We start from the raw sequence: 19688 nt of genomic DNA on the forward strand, positions 1-19688 counted from the left end.
ATGGAGATCACCACGGCACAACGGATTGCCCGGCGCTTTGTCGGCCTGCCCCTGGATCAGCGACGCCAGATCCTGGAAAAGATGCAGGCCGGCGGACAGAGCTTCAGGCTGCTGCCGATCGCCGTCACTCGCCACGAAGTCGCGAAAATTCCGCTGTCCTATGCCCAGCAGCAGATGCTGATCCTCTGGCAACTGGAACCGGACAACAGCGCCTATAACGTGCCGATGGCGGTGCGCTTGAGCGGCGAACTGGATGAGGCGGCGCTGGGTCGGGCCCTGGAGCGGTTGATACAGCGGCATGAAAGCCTGCGTACCCGCTTTGTCTCGGTGGAGGGCGAGTTTCATCAAGAGATACTGGAGCAGTCCGCGGTGAGCCTGGTGCGGGTCGAGGTTGCGCCAGCTGCCGGCGAAACTCAGGAGGAGCGTGTCAAAGCGCTGGTCGGCGCCGAGTTGAGTGCGCCGTTCGATCTGTTGGAAGGGCCACTGCTGCGGGTCAGGTTGTTCCGCCTGAGCGGAACCGAACACGTGCTGACCCTGTGCATGCACCACATCATCTCCGACGGTTGGTCGGGGGAGGTGTTGGTCCGCGAGTTCATCCGTTTCTACCTCAGCGAACATACCAACACCCCCGCCCCTGTAGGAGCTGGCTTGCCAGCGATGGCGTCGGTAAATCCCCTGGCGGAATTGCCGATCCAGTATGCCGACTTCGCCATCTGGCAACGGGCCTGGCTCGAAGCCGGCGAGGGCGAACGGCAACTGGCCTATTGGAAAGAGCAACTGGGCGAGGAGCATCCGCTCCTGGAACTGCCCCTGGACCACGAACGCCCGCTGCAACCGAGCTACCGTGGCGCCATGGTCCACAGCGACCTGAGCCCAACCCTGTCGGCACAACTCAAGACCCTGGCCCGGCAGAATGGCCAGACCCTGTTCATGCTCAGCCTGGCGGCCCTGGCCGTGGTGCTCTCACGCTACAGCGGCCAGGCCGATATCCGCATCGGCGCGCCGAATGCCGGGCGCAGCCGCGAAGAGCTGGAAGGACTGATCGGCTTCTTTATCAACACCCAGGTCCTGCGGGTGCAGGTGGACGAACGCGCCACTTCCCGGCAGTTGCTGGAACAGGTCAAACAGGTGGTCACCGGCGCCCAATCCCACCAGGAACTGCCCTTCGAACAGTTGGTGGAAGCCCTGGCTCCGGAGCGCCATCTCGGGATCAACCCGCTGTTCCAGGTCAAGATCAACCAGAACGTACTGGCTGCGCCCGCCGCTGGCGATAAAGCCCAGGGGCTGAGCGTTGAAGCCTTCGCCATCGATGTCGCCGACGCGCGTTTCGACCTGGCACTGGACTTCACCGATACCGCGCAAGGCGTTGAGGCCAGCTTCACCTATGCCACCGACCTGTTCGAGGCCGCGACCATCGAGCGTATCGCCGCGTCCTGGCGTCAGGTGCTGGAGCAACTGGCCCGCGCCGCCGACCAGCCATTGCTGGAACATGCCGGTACGGCCGCCGACCCCATCGTGCACCAGGCGGCGTCACTACCATGCAGCGATTTCCTTGCGCTCTGGGAACAGGGCCGGCAGATCGGACATGGCCAGCCGGCGCTGCATGCCGCCGGTCAATCGATCGACTATGACGAACTGGAGCGACGCTCCAATCGGCTGGCGCATTACCTGCAAGCCCAGGGTATCGGTAACGGCGATGTGATCGCCCTGTGTCAGGAACGCTCCCTGGAATGGGTGACCGGGTTACTCGCCGTGCTGAAAACCGGCGCGATCTATCTACCCCTGGACACCGCCCAACCGAGCGAACGCTTGCAGCAATTGTTGAAGGACAGTGCCGCCACGTTGCTGATGCACGCGCCGGGTGATGACAAGTCCGCCGGCCTGGGTGTGTGCCCGGTGCTGGCCCACGACCCCGGGCAATGGGCCGACTACAGCGCTGAAACGCTGGCGACGAAGGTCCAGCCCGAGCAGCCGGCCTACATCATCTACACCTCCGGCTCCACCGGGCAGCCCAAGGGCGTGCTGATCAGTCACCGGGCCCTGGCGAACTATGTGCAGGCGCTGTTGCAGCGCCTGGAGCTGGCGCCCGGCGCCAGCATGGCGCTGGTCTCGACCATTGCCGCCGACCTCGGTCATACCCAGTTGTTCGGCGCCCTGGCGTCCGGCCGCCCGTTGCACCTGATGGCCGCGGAACATGCGTTCGATCCCGACGGTTTCGCAACCTATATGGCCGAGCACCAGGTGGACGTGCTGAAAATTGTCCCGAGCCATTTGCAGGGTCTGTTGCAGGCTGCCCGAGCGGCGGACGTGCTGCCCCGGCAGTTGCTGGTCCTCGGCGGCGAAGCCAGCCCCTGGGGGCTGATCGAACAGATCCGGCGCCTGGCGCCGGCGTGCCGCATCGTCAACCACTACGGGCCGACGGAGACCACCGTGGGCATCCTGACCCACGAAGTCGAGGAACGCCTGGCGGGTTGCCGCACGGTGCCGGTGGGCCGTCCCCTGGCCAACGATCAGGCGCGGGTACTGGACGCCTGGCTCAACCCGGTGGCGGAGCGCGTCGCCGGTGAGCTGTACCTCGGCGGTGCCGGCCTGGCCCAGGGCTACCTGGGGCGGGCGGCGTTGACCGCCGAACGTTTTGTTCCCGATCCCGAATCGCTGCACGGCGAGCGTCTGTACCGCGCCGGTGACCGTGCCCGGGTCAGCGATGGGCGGGTGGAATACCTCGGTCGCGCCGACGATCAGGTGAAGATTCGTGGCTACCGGGTCGAACCCGGTGAAGTCGCCCAGGTGTTGCAAGGCCTGGAGGGTGTACGTGAGGCGGTGGTCCTGGCCCTGCCGCTGGACAGCGACGAGTCGCGTCTGCAACTGGTCGCCTATTGTGTTCCCGAAGCCGGCACCGAACTTGCCGTCGAGACCTTGCGTCAATCCTTGCTGGCCGAACTGCCGGAGTATCTGGTGCCGGCGCATATCGTTGCCCTCGAACGCCTGCCGCTGACCGCCAACGGCAAGCTGGACAAGCGTGCGCTGCCGAAACCGGGAGCGGTCAGCAAACGCTACACCGCGCCGGTCGGCGAGATCGAAGAGAAGCTGGCGGCGGTCTGGGCCGATGTGCTCAAGCTGGAGCGGGTCGGCAGCAGCGACAACTTCTTCGAACTGGGCGGCGACTCGATCCTCAGTTTGCAGATCATCGCCCGGGCCAAGCGCCAGGGCATCAAGTTGAGCCCTCGGCAGTTGTTCGAAAAGCAGACCATCGCCCAACTGGCAAGCGTGGCCCGGCTGATCGAGAAGAAGGCCGAGGTGGTCGAGACGGTGCAGGGCAGCCTGCCGCTGTTGCCGATCCAGGCACGTTTTTTCGAGTTGGACATTCCCCAGCGTCAGCACTGGAACCAGGCGCTGATGCTCGAACCTTCGACGACCCTGGACCCGGCGCACCTGCGCAGCGCCTTGTACCTGCTGATCGAGCGGCACGAGGCCCTGCGCCTGAGCTTCGAACGGCAGGACGGGCATTGGCAGGCGAGCTTCCGTGGGGCGGCCGCGGTCGATCCGTTGTGGGTGCATGAACTGGATGATCCGGCGCGTTTGACCGAATTGGCCGATGAAGCCCAGCGCAGTCTTGACCTGAAGCAGGGACCGTTGCTGCGCGTCCTGCTGGTCAACCTGCCGCAAGGACAGCAGCGCTTGTTGCTGGTGATTCACCACCTGGCGGTGGACGGGGTGTCCTGGCGCGTGCTGCTCGAAGACCTGCAACAGGCCTACACCGCCCTGGCGGCGGGGCAGGCACCGGCCCTGGCGCCGCGCAGCAGTTCACTCAAGGCCTGGGCCGAGCATGTGCAAGCGTATGCCCAGGGCCCGGTGCTCAAGGCTGAACGCGACTACTGGTTGCAGAGCCTGGGGCCGCTGGACGCTGAACTGCCCCGGGACAACCCGCTGGGGGCCAATACCCGGCGTCAGGTCCGCTATGCCCGTTCGCACCTGGGCAAGGACCTCACCCAGCAACTGTTGAAGGTGGCCCCGGCGGCCTATCGCACCCAGGTCAACGACCTGTTGCTGACCGCCCTGGCCCAGGTGCTGTGTGCCTGGAGCGGACAGGCATCGGCGCTGATCCAGCTGGAAGGCCATGGCCGCGAGGACCTGTTCGAGGACCTCGACCTGAGCCGCACCGTGGGCTGGTTCAGCAGCCTGTTTCCCCTCCGGCTCACGCCACGTGGAGAGCTGGGGGCGAGTATCTGCCAGATCAAGGAGCAACTGCGCACGGTGCCGAACAAGGGCATCGGCTACGGGATCCTGCGTTACCTGGGCGATGCCGAGACAGTCGCGGCGTTGCAGGCATTGCCCGAAGCCCGGGTGACCTTCAACTACCTCGGCCAGTTCGATGCCGAGGCCGCTCCTGGTCAGCGCGCCCTGTTGACGCCGGCGGCCGATGACAGCGGCGCGAGCCAGAGTGAGGACGCACCGCTGGGGAACTGGCTGAGCCTCAATGGCCAGGTCTACGACGGCCAGTTGCAACTGGACTGGAGTTTCAGCGGCGAGGTCTATCGCGCCGAAACCATCGAGCGCCTGGCGGTCGCGTACGAGCAGGTTCTGGGCGAGGTGATTGCCCACTGTCTGCGCGACGAACACCAGGGCGTGACCCCATCGGACTTCCCGCTGGCGGGCCTGAGCCAGTTGCAGCTGAAGCGCTTGCCGGTGGCGGCACGGGATATCGAGGATGTCTATCCGCTGTCGCCGATGCAGCAGGGCATGCTCTTCCACAGCCTGTCGGCACCGGACTCGGGCAACTACCTGAACCAGATGCGGGTCGATGTGACGGGGCTTGATGTGCCGCGTTTCCGTGCCGCCTGGCAGGCCGCGATCGAGCGTCACGAGGCACTGCGGGCGCGCTTTGCCGAAGGCAGCGGGCAGCCCTTGCAGGTGATCCGCAAAACCGAAGCACTGGCATTTGCCGAACACGACCTGCGCGGCCGCGACGGACTGGAAGCGCTTCTCGCCGGACAGGCCGAGGCGGACCTGCAACGCGGCTTCGACCTGGCCCGTGACCCGCTGTTGCGCCTGACGGTATTGCGTACCGCGGAGCAGCGTTACCACCTGATCTACACCAATCACCATATCCTGCTGGACGGCTGGAGCAGCGCGCGGCTGCTGGGCGAGGTGCTCGAGCACTACAACGGGCAAACGGTGACGCCACCGGCCAGCCGCCTGCGTGACTACATCCAGTGGCTGCAACGCCAGGACAGCGCTGCTGACCAGCGCTTCTGGACCGAGCAGATGGCCGCCTTCGACGAACCGACCCGCCTGGTGCAGGCGTTCAAGGCCGGTGGTGTGGCCGATGCCCAGGGCTATGGCGAATACCGCCAGACCCTCGATGCGGCGCAGACCCTGCACCTGGGCGAGTTCGCCCGCGAGCAGCGGGTGACCCTCAACACCCTGGTGCAGGCCGCCTGGCTGCTGCTGTTGCAGCGCTACACCGGCCAGCGCAGCGTCACGTTCGGCGCTACCGTGTCCGGGCGTCCGGCGGACCTGCCCGGTGTCGAGGAACAGCTGGGGCTGTTTATCAACACCTTGCCGGTGCTGGGCAGTCCCGGCCCCGAGCTGCAAGTCGGTGATTGGGTGCAACAGGTGCAGGCGCGCAACCTGGCCTTGCGCGAGCACGAACACACGCCGCTGTACGCTATCCAGCGCTGGGCCGGTTGGAGTGGTGAAGCGCTGTTCGACACCTTGCTGGTGTTCGAGAACTACCCGACCTCCGAGGTCCTGGAGCAGGGCGCCGACAACGGGCTGGCCTTCAGTGGCTTGCAGACCCGGGAGCAGACGCACTACCCGCTGACCCTGGTGGTGGAGGTCGGCGAGGTCATGTCGGTGGACTACCGCTACGCCCGGCAACAGCTCTCGGATGGGGCGGTGGCGCAATTGGCCGGACACTTCGAGCACCTGCTGCTGGCCTTGGCCGAGTCGGCCGGGCAACGCCTGGGCGAGCTGCCGATGCTCGCTGCTGCCGAGGCGCGGCAGACACTGCAAGAGTGGAACCAGACCCAGGTTGAGTATCCGGGCCCCTGGTGCCTGCACAGCCTGATCGAGGCCCAGGTGCAGCGCACGCCGGAGGCGCCGGCGCTGCTGTTCGACGGACAGCAACTGAGTTATCGCCAGCTCAATGTGCGGGCCAATCAGCTTGCCTATCGCTTGCGCGAGCGGGGTGTGGGGCCGGATGTGCTGGTGGGCATTGCCGCCGAGCGCAGCCTGGAGATGGTGATCGGCCTGGTGGCGATCCTCAAGGCCGGCGGTGCCTATGTGCCGCTGGACCCTGAATATCCCCGCGAGCGCCTGGCCTACATGATCGAGGACAGTGGCATCGACCTGTTGCTGACCCAGCGCCATTTGCTCGAGACCCTGCCGATCCCGGCCCATGTGCGCAGCCTGTGCCTGGATGTTCCCGAGCCGGTGAGCGCCAGCGAGGAGAATCCGCGCAACCTGACCTTGCCGGACCATCTGGCCTATGTGATCTATACCTCGGGCTCCACCGGACGGCCGAAGGGCGCCGGTAACAGTCATCGCGCGCTGTACAACCGCCTGGCCTGGATGCAGAAGGCCTATGACCTGAAAGCCCACGACACGGTCCTGCAAAAGACCCCGTTCAGCTTCGACGTTTCGGTCTGGGAGTTCTTCTGGCCGCTGTTGACCGGCGCCCGCCTGGCCATCGCCAAGCCGGGCGAGCACCGTGATCCGCAGCAACTGATGCAGAGCATCGAGCGTTATCAGGTCAGCACCCTGCATTTCGTGCCGTCCATGTTGCAGGTGTTCATGGCCGGGCTGGACGTGGAGCGCTGCGCCAGTATCCGGCGCCTGGTGTGCAGTGGCGAGGCGCTGCCGGCCGAGTCGTCCCAGGAGGTGTTGAAGCGTCTGCCCCAGGCGGCGTTGTACAACCTCTATGGCCCGACTGAAGCGGCCATTGATGTGACCCACTGGACCTGTACGCCTGATGACAAGTTGAGCGTGCCGATCGGCCAACCGATCGACAACCTCAAGACCCACGTGCTGGACAACGGCCTGTTGCCGGCTGCGTTCAGTGCCGCGGGTGAGTTGTACCTCGGCGGCGTCGGTCTGGCGCGGGGTTATCACCGCCGTCCGGCGTTGACCGCCGAGCGTTTTGTCCCGGACCCCTTCGACGAGCAGGGCGGCCGCTTGTATCGCACCGGCGACCTGGCCCGTTATCGCGACGCGGGGGTAATCGAGTACGCCGGGCGTCTCGATCATCAGATCAAGATTCGCGGTCTGCGGGTGGAACTGGGCGAGATCGAGGCCCGGTTGCAGGAGCACCCTGGTGTGCGCGAAGCCAATGTCATCGATATCGATGGACCGCTGGGCAAACAACTGGTCGCCTATCTGGTGCCGGTCGACCTCGATCTGGTCGAAGCCGGGTCGTTGGGACAAGGCCCGTTGCGTGATGCACTCAAGGCTCATCTCAAGGCGCAATTGCCGGAGCATATGGTGCCGGCTCATCTGGTGCTGCTGGCATGCATGCCGCTGAGCCCGAACGGCAAGCTGGATCGGCGCGCATTACCGGCGCCGGATGTGAATGCCTCGGGGCCAGCTTACCGCGCCCCGCGTACCGAACTGGAGCAGCGCCTGGCGGCTATCTGGGCCCAGGTGCTGGAGGTCGAGCAGGTCGGGCTGGATGACAACTTCTTCGAGCGCGGCGGTCACTCGCTGCTGGTGATCGCCCTGGTCGGGCGTCTGCGGGAGGCGTTTGAGGTGACGATCAAGTTGCATGATTTCCTCTTGCTGCCGAACCTGGAAGCGCTGGCGGATTTCCTGCGGGAAGGGGAGGCCCGGCTCAAGTCGCCGGTGATCGCCATGAACGCCTGCCGCAACGCTAACAGTCCACTGTTCTGCCTGCCGCCAGGTGGCGGTGGGGCCTACGCCTACTATCCGCTGGCCGGGACCCTGGGCAACCAGCGCCGGGTCTATGGGCTGGTCAACAAGAGTTATGTGGTGCCGGGTTGGTTCGATGAGTCCTGGGACGGCATGGTTGCCTACTACCTGGAGCAGATCCGCGCCACTCAACCTCAGGGGCCGTATAACCTGCTGGGCTGGTCGTTGGGTGGGGCGTTGGCCATCGAGGTCGCCCAGCGTCTTGAACAGGCCGGTGAGCGGGTGAGTTTTGTCGGGCTGGTGGATTCGCTGATGCCCCGTGGTATCGAGGAGCAGGCGACCGAGCCTGAAGCGGAGGCTGCTGCGCAAATTGAGGAGCCTGGGCTGTATGGCCCGTTGTTGAGCAGCCTGCTGGCCTTTGTGCCGGGGCTTGATGAGGCGACGGTGCTGGGGTTCCTGGAGCAGGCGCGTGCCAGTTTGAGTGATGAACAGGCGGTGGTCGAGCGGGTGATCGAACTGGTGGCCGAGGAGGGTGGGGTGAGTGTCGAGCGCTTGCGCGAGATCCACCGCGATATCGCCCTGCAGGATGAGATCGAGACCGGCTATCGCCTGCTGCATGCCAACGCGCTGTTGAGCGAAGCCTTCAGCCTGAAACCGCTGGCGGTGAAGGTCGATTGCTGGTGGGCCACGGGGAGCCGCACTGTCGAGCAGATCCACGAGGCCGAGGCGCGGTTGCTGCGCGAGTGTTCGATCAACGGCCTGGCAGGTTCCCGGGTGCTGGAGGAGAGCCATGACAGTGTCATCCTCAGTCCGGCGTTGTTGAATGCGGTGCTGGAGTGCCTGGCCGAGGGGGAGGGCCGGGACTAAACGTTGGCTGATCGATTCAGATTAGGCAGGGGGAGCACAGCTCCCCCTTTTTTTTCGAGCGAAGATGGGTGCAGAGGTGCAACCGATATAACCGGAACAGCAGCGCAAGGATCAGGGATATTCGCGACGAGCGTGCAGGACACGCAGCACATCGATGCATTCAGCACCGATCTGGTAGACCACCAGGTAGTTCGGATGTACCACGCATTCGCGAGAGCCGAGTACCCGGCCGGGTCGGAACAAGTAGGGGGCAGAGGGAAGACCTTCAACTGTTCTCAGGATCACGCTATGCAGCGCTTCGGCTGCGAGGGGATTGCGCTCGTCGATGAAGTCAATAATTTCCACCAAGTCATGGGTGGCTTCTTCAGTCCAACGGACGGTTTGCACGGGCCTTCCTGCGTTCCATCAAGGCAGACTGGACCTTTGCCATCGCTTCATCATGAGGAAGGCGAGGTTTTTCACTGTTCATGGCTTCCAGTACTTTGGCGCGGAACCAGTGGTCATAGTGGGTCGCCTGCTCGTCAGTCTCGAATTCAGACACGATCGGTGAAAGCTGAGCGCTCATGGGGCGGTCTCCGGATGGATTTGCCACAGTCTACCCCTTTCACAATCAGTGAAGGGAGTCTCGTGGTCGGGAAGTCAACCCAAGATCGATATCCTCTCCAGGATGATTCGATCAGGTTTAAAACGTAACGAATCGCCAAACCCGTGTCGCCAATAAGGGCGACGGCCGGACTATAGGCCGCAGGTTTCTGTCGATGCAAGAGGGTGAATTGTTACTGATCGTTCTTCCTTCTGAAGGTGGGACAGAAGGAGAAACCTTGAGCTTGCGAGGGGAGGCACCTCGAAGTCATCACGTCAGGGAAGGCGACCGCCGTTGCGGCGGTCGCTCCTGGAGATCAGAAGTCCGTGCGGATGGTCAGCATGTAGGTCCGTGGGTCACCGTAGAAGTTACCACGGCCCAGTTCACCTACCGACTTGTAGTAGACCTTGTCGAAGACGTTCTTCACGTCCAGGCCGACTTTCCAGTTCTTGTTGATCTTGTACGACGCCAGGGCATCCCAGACCGCCCGCCCGCCGTTGGAGACGGTTGGCCCATAGACAGTCGTCGAGTAACCGCTCTGTGCCGAGACCCCACCGCCCACGGTCAGGCGGTTCCAGTCGCCTTGCAGGTTGTAGGTGGTGGAAGCCCGCAGCAGATGCTTGGGCGTCTGGTAGTCGGTCGGGCCACCGGTGCTCGAGTCGGTGACGTTGAAGGTATAACCGCCAGCCACCTGCCAGCCCGGCAGCACCTCGCCGCTGGCTTCCAGCTCGTAACCTTTGCTGCGTTGAACGGTGCCACCGATGTAGCAGCTCTGGCCGAAGCTGAGCGGGCAGAGTGTGTTTCCAGCATTCGGATCCGTCACCGCAACGTTTTTCTGCTTGATGTAGAACACCGCCGCCGAGACATTCAGGCGGCCGTCATACAGCTCGCCCTTGACGCCGGTTTCATAGTTGGTGCCGATGGCCGGGTCCAGCAGGCTGCCGCTGACGGTACGGTATTCGCTTTGCGGCAGGAAAATATCCGCGTAGCTGGCGTACCAGGACCACTTGTCGTTGAAGTCATAGATCAGGCCAGCAAAGGGTGTGAACTGGCCATTCTGGCTGTTCGATTGCTTCTCAGCGGTATACGCGTTCTTGGTCTGGTACTCGTACCAGGACAGCCGTCCACCCAGCACCAGGCTCAGATCTTGCGTCAGATGCAGGCGGGTGTTGCCGTAGACGCCGTAGCGTCGGGTTTCGTCGTCGGTGATCTGGTCCCAGCCGCTGCGCAGTGGCTCGGCAACGGCATTGTGGTCTGGGTCGAATACATCGATCGGGGTGTCCAGGTCGATGTCGGTTTCCTTGGAGCGCAGTCTCTGGTCCGACCAGTTGGCCCCGATCATCACCGAGTGCTCCAGGCCAAAGGCGCTGAAGTTGCCGGTGAGGTTGGTATCCAGACCGTTGCTGACTACGGAGTCCTGGCGAAACAGCGCGTCGACCAGCGTTGATCCCGCGCCTGTGACCGGATTGATGCTGCCGCGTGGCAAGGCCGCCTGTTGATCGAAGGAGCCCTGGCTATGGGTTACCGAGGTCTTGCTCTTCCAGTCTTCGTTGAAGCGGTGTTCCAGCTCGGCGAAGACTTCGGTCTGCTGGTTCTCGTGCCGGTTCCAGTTCTGGGTCAGCGACGTGGCACGGGAGATCCCCAGGGCCTGGCCATTGCTGTAGCGCGGCAGGCCGAAGATCGAGTAGCCGTTGGTCACGCTGGTCTGGTTGCGCAGGCCCACGGACAGCGTGTTGTCATCGTTCAGGTCGGCTTCGACGATGCCATAGAACACCGGTTTGCGGCTGCTGGCGGAGTCATAGAAGTAGTGCCGGTCCTCGTAGGCGACCACCATGCGCCCGCGCACCGAGCCCGAGTCGTTGAGGCGCCCGGTGGCATCGAGGTCGGTGCGGTAGAAGTCGTTTGAGCCGATGCGGGTGGTGATGGAGTAGTGCGGGTCGGCGCTCGGCCGTTTGCGCACCAGATTCACCGCGCCGCCGGGGTTGCCGTTGCCCACCAGCAGGCCGGCGGCGCCACGGAGGATTTCCACGCGGTCGAACACCGCGGTATCCGGGGTGATCCAGCCGGTAGGGCTGTAGGACAGGCCGGGTACGCCGTCGATCATGTAGGCGTCGGCACCCAGCTCGAAGCCCCGGGAGTTGTATTGGTTGTCGCCGAAGTTGCGGCTCGACAAGGTGATGCCGGTGGCCTGGTCCATCACCTGGTCGAGGGAGGTGAGGTTCTTGTCGTCCATTTGCTGGCGAGTCACCACGGTGACCGACTGCGGGGTTTCGCGCAGGGTCTGGGCGGTCTTGCCAATGGTCACCGCACCCGTGGTGTAGGAGCCGGTACCGTCGGTGTTGCTGCCCAGGGCCTGGCCACTGACGTTGGTGGCGGCCAGGGTCAAGCCTGAACCCTTGGCGGCGGCGGTGTCGCTCAGGGTCAGGGTGTCGCCCTGCAGGTTGTAGTCGACGCCGGTGTTTTTCAGCAACTCGCTGGCGGCCTGGCCTGGGGTAAACACGCCTTTGACCGGCGCACCGCGCAGACCCTGGACCCGCTCAGGGTTGTACAGAATCTGGATATTGCCCTGGCGCCCCAGTTCCTGCAGGGCGGTACCCAACGGCTGGGCGCTGATGTTGAATTCGAACTCCTGGGCCTGGACCTGAGCCGCCAACGGTAGTGCCAGCGCCATCCCCATGACGGCCAGCGAAGGTGGCGAGCAGAACAGCTGGCGAACCAGCAACGCTTTGCTCAAGGGTGTGAGTCGGTGTTGTTTTGGCATTGTGTCTGCTCTTATCTAAATTGCTGGAGAAGCGAGTGAGAATTTTTTGCATTTGAAATAAAGACGTACGAGGTCGACGAAGACGGAAAAGAAAAGTGAAAAAAAAGTGAAAAAGATCACGACGCAGGGGCCTGCGATCTTTTTTTGCAGGAGCCGGCTTGCTGGCGATGGCGTCCGCAAGAACACCACCAGGCTCAAGGGCCTCATCGCTGGCAAGCCAGCTCCTACAGGGGGTTGGGGCAACACGATAGTTTTGTGGTGAGACGCGATCCTGTAGGAGCCGGCTTGCCGGCGATGGCGTCCGCAAGAACACCGCCAGGCTAAGGCCTCATCGCCGGCAAGCCGGCTCCTACACGTGAGGTTGGGGGTTACGAGAAGGCGTTCTCGGCGAAAGCGTGCTGTTCCTCGCGGCGCTCGACCTTGATCTGTCCGGCCTGCATCCGCACCAACTGGTCGGCCACCGGGAAGTAGCGGTCGTCGTGGGAAATCACGATGATCGTCTTGCCCTGTTGGCGCAGTTCGGGCAGCAGTTCGGTGTAGAACACCCGACGGAAGGCCGGGTCCTGGTCGGCGGCCCATTCGTCGAACACCAGCACCGGACGTTGGTCGAGCCAGGCATTGATCAACGCCAGGCGCTTGCGCTGGCCGGTGGACAGGTCGGTGGTGGTGAAGCGCCCGTCACGGATGCTGACCTTGTGGGCGATGTCCAGGCGCTCCAGGTACTTGATCGATTCCGGTGGCAGCAGGTCGTCACCCTGGAGCACTTCGTCGAACAGGTAGTAGTCGGCAAAGATGGTGGTGAACAACTGTCGGTAATCATCCAGGCCCTCGGCGGTCACCGCCTGGCCGTTGAGGCGCACTTCGCCCTGTTGCGGGCTGTAGAGTCCCAGCAGCAGCTTGATCAAGGTGGTCTTGCCGCAGCCGTTCTCGCCGACGATAAAGAGGATCTCGCCCTGCTTGATGGTCAGGTTCACCGGCCCCAGGTGGAAGGCCTGGCTGCCTTCGACCTGCGGGTAGTCATAACGCAATTGGTGCAGTTCGATGCTTTGCAGCGGCGCCGGGGCGGCTTGGCGGTCCTGGATCAGCAGGTGCGGTTCCGGCGAGGAGAACTGCCAGGACAGTTCGGCGATCCGGCGCAAGGCAATTTCCGCGCGGCTGATGATCGGCAGGGTGTTGATCAGGCGTTCCAGTGGGCCTTTCATATACAGCATGACCAGCACGAAACCACCGAGCACGGTGCGGTCGGTGCCGGGCCAGAGCGCCTGGAAGGTGATGGCGATACCGATCACGGCAAAAAACAGCATCGAGCCGAAGGTTTCCGCACTGACAAAAATATTCGCCGCGCGGATGTTGGCCCGGCAGATTCGGTCGGTGGTGCCGTGGATCTGTTCGTCATGCATGTGCTGGCGACGCTTGCGCTGGATCCGCAGTTCCTTGGCACCGGCCGAGATCGCCTGGTAGTGCTTCTGCAATTCGTCTTCGCCGTCCCGGGCGGTAAGGATGCTGCGCATGCCGTAGCGGTGGGCCAGCCATTGGGCGCCGGAGCCGATGATCACGGTGACCACGGTCAACAGCAGGATCTGCCAGGAGAGCATGGCCAGGTACGACAGGCAGCCGAGGGTCACGGTAAAGGCGATCACCATGGGCGCCACCGACAGGGCGAAGGTGCTCAGGGTGCTGACATCCCCCAGCAGTACCGGAATCAGCCGGTGGGCGCGGTAGCGTTCGAGTTGTTCGATGGGCGCCACCAGCACCTGGGCGGCCAGTTCGCGGCGCAGGCGGGCGACCACCTGTTGGCCGACGTAGTTGGTCAGCAGGTTGGACACGGTGGAGCAGGCCAGGGTCAGCAGGCACAGGCCGCCGAACAGCAGGGCGGTGTGGCCGTCGGGCCCGGCGGCGGCATTCATGGCGTTGTTGACGGTGGCCAGCAAGCCGGTGACGCTGAGGCCGCTGACGATCCCCAGCACGGCCGAGAGTACGACCAGCAGCCAGAATGGCTTGAGGATCCTGAAGGTTTCCCGGGCGAGACTTGGGGCTGGGAGTGACATGGGGGCTACTCGTGAAGGGGCTGTAGAAGCAGGCGCCCCGGAAGGCGCCTTGAACTCTGTAGACGAGTCGATGGGGTCAGGATTTAGAGCTCGCGGGCGACGCGAAAGCCCAGCCAGTCGCCACGGGTAATGGCACTGCGTTCGTTGCGATTGCCCGAGCGGGAGAACACCGGCGCCTCGGTCCAGTCGTTGCCACGAATCACCCGGCGGTCTTCGCACTCCTTGCTGTCCAGGCGCGGGCTGCCGTCGGCGGGCGCGCCGATATAACTGTCGACGTAGCAGTCGGCGGTCCATTCATAGACGTTGCCGTGGCCGTCATAGATGCCGTAGGCGTTCGGCGGGAAGCTGCCACCCGGCGAGGTGTAGCTGAAACCATCGGCTGGACCGTAGGTGTTGGCGTGCTCGGCGATGCTGTAGCCCTTGTCCTTGTCGAACGGGAAGGGGAATGACCCGCTGGTGCCGCCGCGCACCGCGTATTCACGTTGCGACTCGCTGAGCAGGTGATATTTCTTGCCGGTCTTTTTCGACAGCCAGTCGGCATAGGCCTGGGCTTCGTGGGCGTCCATGCACACCGCCGGTTGCCGGTCACCCTGGGGGTAGCGCGGTTTGCCGGCAAGGCATTCACGACCGGGACGGGTATCGCCGTCGGGCATCTTGTAGCCGGTGTCCTGGATGTAGGCATTCCACTCGGCGCTGAGGACCTGGAAGCGGCTGACGGCGAAAGCCTTCTTGAACGTGACCGGGTGCATCGGACCTTCATCCGCCTCGCGGCCGACTTCGTCCTCCGGGGTGCCCATGGTGAAGGTGCCGGCGGGCAGCACGACCATTTCCGGGCAATCCTTGCAATCCTTGAACACCTTGCCCGGCAGTGATGGGCTGGCGGCCAGGGCCACGCTCGGCAGCCAGGCGCCGAGCAGGGCGCTGAGGATCAGGGCGGGCCAGAGGTAGGCGCGAGGCCGGGAAACACGCGGGTGGGAACTCATGGGATTTCTCGCAGGCAAGGAGTGGGAATCGGAAAACGTTGAGCGCGGGCGCTCACAAGCGCTTACCGAGCAGGGCCATGAAACGGTCGATTTCGGCTTCGGTGTTGAGCAGTCCCGGTGCGGTACGGATGACCGGGCCGACATCGCGGTCCACGGCATCGACCACCACCTTGTTCTGCATCAGGTAGGCGGCGACCTTGTCACTGTCCTGGCCCTTGACCCGGAAGAAGCTGAAACCGGCGGACAGCTCGGGGTTCATCGGCGTGACCAGTTCGATGCGCGGGTCGGCCCGCAGGCGCTGCTTGATCAGGCTGTTCAACTGGTGGATACGCGCCTGGACCTCGGCCTTGCCCAGTTGCAGGTGCAGTTCGAAGGCTTTGTCCAGCGCCCAGCGATGTTCGAAGGCGTGGTAGCCGCCGGGGCTCATGGACGTGGCGAAGTTGGTGTCTTCGGAGAAGGTCGGCATCAGAGCCGTCACATCCTTGACCTGTTGCGAGCGGGCACAGACGATGCCGGTGCCCCGGGGACCGAACATCCACTTGTGGGTGCCGGCGATAAAGAAGTCGCAGTGCATGTCCGGGAAGTCGAGGTTATCCACGCCAAAGCCGTGCACGCCGTCGACCACGTAGAGAATCCGGTCCTTGTCATCGCGCTGGCGATTGCGCTCGGCAACCAACTGGCCGATCTGGCCGATCGGCAGCTTCACGCCACTGCCCGATTGCACCCAGGTCATGCCCAGCACGCGGGTTTCGGGTTTGATCGCGCGGTCGATATTGCCGATCACCTCGTCAACCGACACCTCGGCCGGGTCCTTGAACAGGCTGATCTTGCGTACGCGGGTGCCTTCGCGCTCGCTGCGCAGGCGCAAGATATTGCGGGTCGAATAGTGCTCGTGTTCGGTGGTGAGGATTTCCTGGTCGGGGCGCACATGAATGCCGCCATAGATCATCGCCAGGCCCTCGGTGGTGCTGCCGGTCAGGGCAATCTGCCCCGGTTCGGCCTTGAGGTAGCGCCCGGCCCACAGGCGTACCTGGGCTTCGCGTTTCCAGGTTTCCTCCAGGTCCCAGTCCATGGCCAGCCCCGGGTTGCGGTCGATGGCGGCGCGATGCTGTTCGATGGCTTCGCGTACGGGCTTGGGGTGGGAGGTCACCAGGAAGTTGGAGAAGTGCAGGTAGTCAGGGTCCTGGTCGAACAGCTGGCGCAACTGGCCCCACTTGTCTGTGGACGGCAGCGGAGAGCGGCTGTCGGCGGGTGATGTGCCCAGGTTGGCGGCCAAGGCATTCAGGCTGGCGCCCAGGGGCAGGCCGGCAGCGAGTACGCCGGCCTGCTTGAGAAAGGTTCTGCGATCGGTCATGGGCAATTCACTGGCGCGAAAGTGTGGCTACGGGCGGTACGGCGGCGGGCCGGGCGGCTTTCTGCACCTGGTCCCAGACCCGCAGGAAGTTGCCGCCCCAGAGTTTGGCGATGTCGGCTTCGGAGTAGCCGCGATCGAGCAGCTCGGCGGTGACGTTGCGGGCTTCGCCGACATTCTTGAAACCGTCGATGCCGCCGCCGTCATTGAAGTCGGAGCTGATGCCGACATGGTCGATGCCGATCTTCTTCACCGCGTAGTCGATGGCGTTGCCGAAGTCCTTGAGATTGGCCTTGGGCTCTTCGTCGAGAATCGCGTAGAGGGCGCTGGCGTATTCGCCGAAGCGTTGTTCCGGCCAGACGGTGATGATCGGGTCGCCGGGCATCAGGGCCATGGCCAGGTTGGGCAGGGGCGGCAGGTCGAAACGCTTGCGCAGGGTGTTGAGCTTGTCCTGGGTGTGCTGGCTCAACGGGCGCAGATAGGCCGGAAAGGCCACGATCTGGACCACGCCACCGCTGTTCTTGATCAGCTGCATTTCCTTGTCGCTGAGGTTGCGCGGGATGTCCACCAGGGCGCGGGGCGCCGAGTGCGAGGCGACCATCGGCGTACGGCTCAACTGGCTGACCTGTTCCAGGGCCTTGGTCGACATTTGCGAGACATCGATGATCACCCCCAGGTCGTTGAGGCGGTGCACGGCTTGCTTGCCGATATCGGAAAGACCGTCGAGGGCATCCGGGGTGTCGTTGAGAAACGGCAGCGGGCGCGAGGAGTCGGACCAGTCGTTGTTGCCCACGTAGCTGAAGCCGAACATGCGCATGCCTCGTGCGGCCCACAGGTCCAGGCGGTCGAGGTCGTGGCCCAGGGGGTAGGCGTTGAGCATGCTGATGAAAATCGCGAATTTGCCTTCGCCATGCAGCCGGCGCATATCGTCGGGGCTGTAGGCGATACCGACGCGGTTGGGGAAGTCGCGAACCAGGCCGCTGATGATCTGGTAGCGCACCTCTTGTTGTTTGCGGGCTTCCTCGACAAAACCGGCGGTGGGGCGATGCGGGGCGTTCGGGCCGTTCCAGATTTCCGGCCAGCCGAACACCGTCAGCGCGGCGGCGGACAACCTGCCGCGGCCGGTCTTGGCCAGGTCGAACTGGCCCGTGCCGTCCTTGTCGGCTTCGCGGCCTTCGGTGCCGAAAGTCAGGGGCACGGTGATATGGCTGTCGAAGCTGATGATCCGATCCTGGAGTTCGTCGGCCTGTTTCATGATCTTCAGCGGGTAACCGGGGTTGGGCCACAGGTCCCAGGTCAGCCAGGCTGCGGCGGCGCAGAGCCCCAGGGCCAGAGGCAGGCCGATGTAGAGAGCCTTTTTCGTACGCGGTTTTATCATTGCCATCTCATTGTGGTTTGCCGACGTTGCTATCTGGGAAGAACGGATGGCGCCCGTTCTAATTTAGGCTGGCCTGCGCGCCTAAATTTCCCCCATGACGCAACGTTCTAGCTTGGATAAAGCCCGCTTCAGGGCTGACACAGGTAGGGCGATGACGATTTCTCGACGAGGCTTCATGGCGGGCCTGGCGCTTACGGGCGTGGCTGTTCCCGCGGCTTATTACGCGCACCGCGAACTGACCCGGGACAAGGCGCCCGTCACTCCGGGCGAGGCCACGGTCGATCTGCTCGACACGGCCGGTCAGCACCTGGCCAATAGCTTGCGCGGGGTCTGGAGCTTGCATTTCTCCGGGCGCGACGCCGGCCTCGATGGCCTGCCGCTCGAAGGCCTGGAACTGTTCCTCGACATCGCCCCGCGCGGTCGTGGCCTGCGGGGGTTTATCGACACCGCCCAGGCGTTGCGCTCTGAAGCAGAGCCGCGTTGGCGGCTGGTCGGCGACCTGGCCGAGAGCGACGGAGCACGGTTGTTCTGGCGCCTGAGCCTGGGTGATGCGCCGATGCCGCTGTACGAATTCAGCATGGTCCTGGACGAAGTCTGGGCCACGTTCGGCAATGCCGGCAGCGGCACCTTGACGGGGCGTGTCGAGCGATTGGACCGGCCCTTGGCGCTGCCGCAACTGGACAACCAGTTTGTTGCGACCAAGCAGGTCTTTCCCGAAACCCGCGAACGGATCGGCCTGGGCGCGCCATTGCTGGCCAGGCTGGTGGCGCCCGAGCACCGCTTGTTTCACCAGCTCTGGCACGCGTCGCGGGACAAGTGGCATACCCTGTCCGAAGACAAGCGCGACGGCTTGCGCGGTATCGGCTGGCAGCCCGGCCCGCGGGACAAGGAGCGCGATGCCCGGGGGCCGCGCAAGGACCGCAATGGTTCGGGCATCGATTTTTTCTTTATGCACCGGCATATGCTGCGCATGGCACGTTCGGTCCAGGAGCTGCCGTCCTGGTCGCGTTTCCCCATGCCGCAGCCTGAGCTTGAGCGCGATCGCCTGGGTTTTGCCCGTTATTTCAACAACCAGGATGGCTTCGCCGTGCCGCCGACTTGGCTGGCCGACGGTGACAGCGAGTACACCCAGTGGGTCAGCGATATCAAGAGCGCCGAGACCTGGCACAGCAACTTCCAGGCCTGGGAATCGCGTTATACCGATCCGCGTTATCTGTCGCGGCTGACCCTGGGCCAGTTCGGTTCAGAGGTTGAGTTGGGGCTGCATGACTGGCTGCATATGCGCTGGGCTTCGGTGGCGCGTGACCCTTCCAATGGCGCGGCGGTGCCGATGGCGCGGGAGTTCACCGATTTTGCACCGCGCTGGTTTACGCCGCAGAACGACTTTCTCGGCGATCCGTTTTCCTCCCATGTGAACCCGGTGTTCTGGTCGTTCCATGGCTGGATCGATGATCGTATCGAGGACTGGTTTCGTGCCCATGAGCGTTTTCACCCGGGTGAAGTCACGCGGCTGGAGGTCAACACCGTGCCCTGGTTTGCGCCGGGACGCTGGGTGGAAGTGGATGACCCCTGGCTCGGGCCGACCACCCATGGTTGCAGCACCACGCCGGGCTTGAGCCTGGGCAAGACGGTGGAGATGGACCCGGAAACCATGAAGCTGGCCTTGCGGATTACCTTTACCCCGGAGAAGGATTTGGCCGGTTTGTTGCGCCGGGTACCGCGTCGGCCCTGGTATGCGCGGCACCTGTCGATCAAGGATCGGTTGCTGTAGAAACGGCAGGCGGGTGGGCTGCACTTGTGGTGAGCGGGCTGGTCGTAATGCCAGTCAGTTAAGAAAACTTGAAGCGGGGC

At 64.0% G+C, this 19688-nt stretch carries 9 protein-coding genes; 2 read left to right on the top strand and 7 right to left on the bottom strand.

Features of this window, described 5'->3' with window-relative positions; translation table 11 throughout:
- Window positions 1–8733, top strand: a complete 8733-nt coding sequence (locus HX866_RS23870) for an amino acid adenylation domain-containing protein (RefSeq protein WP_177140512.1) — start codon at window positions 1–3, stop codon at window positions 8731–8733.
- 111 nt (window positions 8734–8844) lie between these two features.
- On the opposite strand, the gene HX866_RS23875 is transcribed toward HX866_RS23870, so the two are convergent.
- The 7 genes from HX866_RS23875 to pvdM all read right to left on the bottom strand — a co-directional run bounded on the left by HX866_RS23875 (window position 8845) and on the right by pvdM (window position 17837).
- Window positions 8845–9120 (bottom strand): type II toxin-antitoxin system RelE/ParE family toxin, encoded by a 276-nt coding sequence (locus HX866_RS23875; protein ID WP_177140513.1) that lies wholly within the window; start codon window positions 9118–9120, stop codon window positions 8845–8847.
- Entirely contained in the window at window positions 9098–9298 is a 201-nt protein-coding gene (relB, locus tag HX866_RS23880; RefSeq protein WP_177140514.1) for a type II toxin-antitoxin system RelB family antitoxin, read from the bottom strand. The genes HX866_RS23875 and relB overlap by 23 nt, the downstream gene beginning before the upstream one ends.
- A gap of 334 nt (window positions 9299–9632) precedes the next feature.
- Window positions 9633–11993: a TonB-dependent siderophore receptor gene (locus HX866_RS23885; RefSeq protein WP_371319284.1), complete on the bottom strand. Its 2361-nt coding sequence runs from the start codon at window positions 11991–11993 to the stop codon at window positions 9633–9635.
- Between the two features lie 452 nt (window positions 11994–12445).
- Window positions 12446–14125: a cyclic peptide export ABC transporter gene (locus tag HX866_RS23890; protein WP_177140516.1), complete on the bottom strand. Its 1680-nt coding sequence runs from the start codon at window positions 14123–14125 to the stop codon at window positions 12446–12448.
- Window positions 14126–14208: 83 nt separating this feature from the next.
- The gene (gene pvdO, locus HX866_RS23895) at window positions 14209–15108 is read right to left on the bottom strand and encodes a dihydropyoverdine dehydrogenase (RefSeq protein WP_177140517.1); all 900 of its coding nucleotides are present in this window, start codon (window positions 15106–15108) and stop codon (window positions 14209–14211) included.
- A gap of 52 nt (window positions 15109–15160) precedes the next feature.
- Window positions 15161–16462, bottom strand: a complete 1302-nt coding sequence (pvdN, locus tag HX866_RS23900; protein WP_177095115.1) for a pyoverdine-tailoring periplasmic protein PvdN — start codon at window positions 16460–16462, stop codon at window positions 15161–15163.
- 7 nt (window positions 16463–16469) lie between these two features.
- Window positions 16470–17837, bottom strand: coding sequence for a pyoverdine-tailoring dipeptidase-like protein PvdM (gene pvdM / locus HX866_RS23905; protein WP_177095117.1), 1368 nt, complete (start codon window positions 17835–17837; stop codon window positions 16470–16472).
- 151 nt (window positions 17838–17988) lie between these two features.
- Here pvdM and pvdP point away from each other — a divergent pair, with 151 nt between their 5' ends.
- Complete coding sequence (pvdP, locus tag HX866_RS23910; RefSeq protein ID WP_177140518.1) at window positions 17989–19608, top strand: pyoverdine maturation tyrosinase PvdP; 1620 nt, start codon at window positions 17989–17991, stop codon at window positions 19606–19608.
- The last annotated feature ends 80 nt before the right edge of the window (window positions 19609–19688 follow it).

The sequence above is a fragment of the Pseudomonas gingeri genome, from assembly GCF_013386165.1.
GTDB classification, from domain to species: Bacteria; Pseudomonadota; Gammaproteobacteria; order Pseudomonadales; family Pseudomonadaceae; genus Aquipseudomonas; species Aquipseudomonas gingeri_C.

What these genes read in the sequence shown, in the direction of transcription:
- pvdO (WP_177140517.1), bottom strand. Translation starts at nt 15,108, where the DNA reads ATGAGTTCCCACCCGCGTGTTTCCCGGCCTCGCGCCTACCTCTGGCCC.
- pvdP (WP_177140518.1), top strand. Translation starts at nt 17,989, where the DNA reads ATGACGATTTCTCGACGAGGCTTCATGGCGGGCCTGGCGCTTACGGGC.
- pvdM (WP_177095117.1), bottom strand. Translation starts at nt 17,837, where the DNA reads ATGATAAAACCGCGTACGAAAAAGGCTCTCTACATCGGCCTGCCTCTG.
- HX866_RS23890 (WP_177140516.1), bottom strand. Translation starts at nt 14,125, where the DNA reads ATGTCACTCCCAGCCCCAAGTCTCGCCCGGGAAACCTTCAGGATCCTC.
- HX866_RS23885 (WP_371319284.1), bottom strand. Translation starts at nt 11,993, where the DNA reads ATGGGGATGGCGCTGGCACTACCGTTGGCGGCTCAGGTCCAGGCCCAG.
- HX866_RS23870 (WP_177140512.1), top strand. Translation starts at nt 1, where the DNA reads ATGGAGATCACCACGGCACAACGGATTGCCCGGCGCTTTGTCGGCCTG.
- pvdN (WP_177095115.1), bottom strand. Translation starts at nt 16,462, where the DNA reads ATGACCGATCGCAGAACCTTTCTCAAGCAGGCCGGCGTACTCGCTGCC.
- relB (WP_177140514.1), bottom strand. Translation starts at nt 9,298, where the DNA reads ATGAGCGCTCAGCTTTCACCGATCGTGTCTGAATTCGAGACTGACGAG.